The sequence below is a fragment of the Hydrogenivirga sp. 128-5-R1-1 genome (assembly GCF_000171895.1).
Map to the genome: position 1 here is coordinate 1 of NZ_ABHJ01000412.1, position 1,296 is coordinate 1,296.

2 protein-coding genes are annotated in these 1,296 nt (G+C 33.9%); both read right to left on the bottom strand.

What is annotated here, in order from left to right:
• Window positions 1-4 precede the first annotated feature (4 nt).
• Window positions 5-301, bottom strand: a complete 297-nt coding sequence (locus HG1285_RS01130; RefSeq protein WP_008289470.1) for a cytochrome d ubiquinol oxidase subunit II — start codon at window positions 299-301, stop codon at window positions 5-7.
• 2 nt (window positions 302-303) lie between these two features.
• Window positions 304-1,296, bottom strand: a 993-nt coding sequence (locus tag HG1285_RS01125; protein ID WP_008289471.1) for a cytochrome ubiquinol oxidase subunit I, incomplete at its 5' end; no start/stop codon positions are given.

The window sequence follows — 1,296 nt, forward strand, 5'->3', positions numbered from 1 at the left end:
TGCCCTAAGTATTAATGCCCATAAAACTATAACATTGCAGATAAAAGCACTGAAAGATACAGCATACACAACAGGAAAGGCTGCGAAAAGCATACTCCTCCAGCAATAAGCCAGACTTCATTCCATCCCATACAGGACCTACAGCATTCATATATGTAATTCTTGTGTTTTCGTCTTTCGCAAAAATATGAAGTATTCCTGAACCTAAATCAAATCCATCTGTAAGTGAATAACCTATTAAAAATATTCCAGCTAATAAAAACCAGATTCCATTCAAAGTTGTAAACATCTCCATAGGCATAATTACTTCACCTCCTCACTTTTTGAAAAATTTGTTGTAAAAGCAGGGTTTGGATTTACTGGAGGTACAGATTCTTCTTTAGCAGTAGTAATATTTGGTCCTTTTCCAATAGTTTTAAAAATAAGGTATAAAAATACGATGAAAAATATTGTGTAAATAGTTGTAAATACTGCTATAGAAAGGGCAACCTGTGAAGCAGGAACAAAAGATACACCATCCCTTGTTAAAAGCATTCCAAATACTATCCACGGCTGTCTTCCAACCTCTGCAGACATCCACCCAAGTAGATTAGCCATATACGGAAGAGGGATTGAAAGAACCAGTAGCCATAAAAACCCTTTATGTTTTTCAAGAGTTCCTTTTTTTGCAAACCACCACGCTAAAAGTGCAATTAAGACAAAGTAAAATCCTAAATAAACCATTAAGTGGAATGTTGTAAATACAAGAGGTATTGAAGGAAGGTCTTCATATTTAATGTTAAAAGCGTGAGCTTTAACTTTTGCTTCTGCAAGCTGGTCTTTAATTTTTTGCTTTTCTTCAGGAGTTTGTGCCTGCTGAAGTTTTTGCTCCAGTACAGGTATTAAATTTGCATACTCTTTTGATTTGTTTTGATAATCATTTATAAGTTCATCTATACCTTTAACTTCAGCGTTAAAATCGTGATATGAAAGAAAACTTAAAAGACATGGAATTTTTAAAAGCATTCTTGATTGTTTATTTTCCTGGTCAATAATTCCAAATAAATCCAGCGATGCACATTTTTCAGTTTCAAATTTACCTTCTACCATTGCAAGTTTTAAAGGCTGTTGATGAGCAACTTCATAACCATGTAAATCTCCAATTATTACCTGCGCTATTGTTGCTATTACAGTAAAAGTGGCAGCAAATTTGAATCCTGTTTTTGCCATTTCAACATATCTTCTTTTAATTAAATAAAATGCAAGTACTCCCATTGCAAAAATTCCAGCCGTTATAAATGCACCGTCTACAGTGTG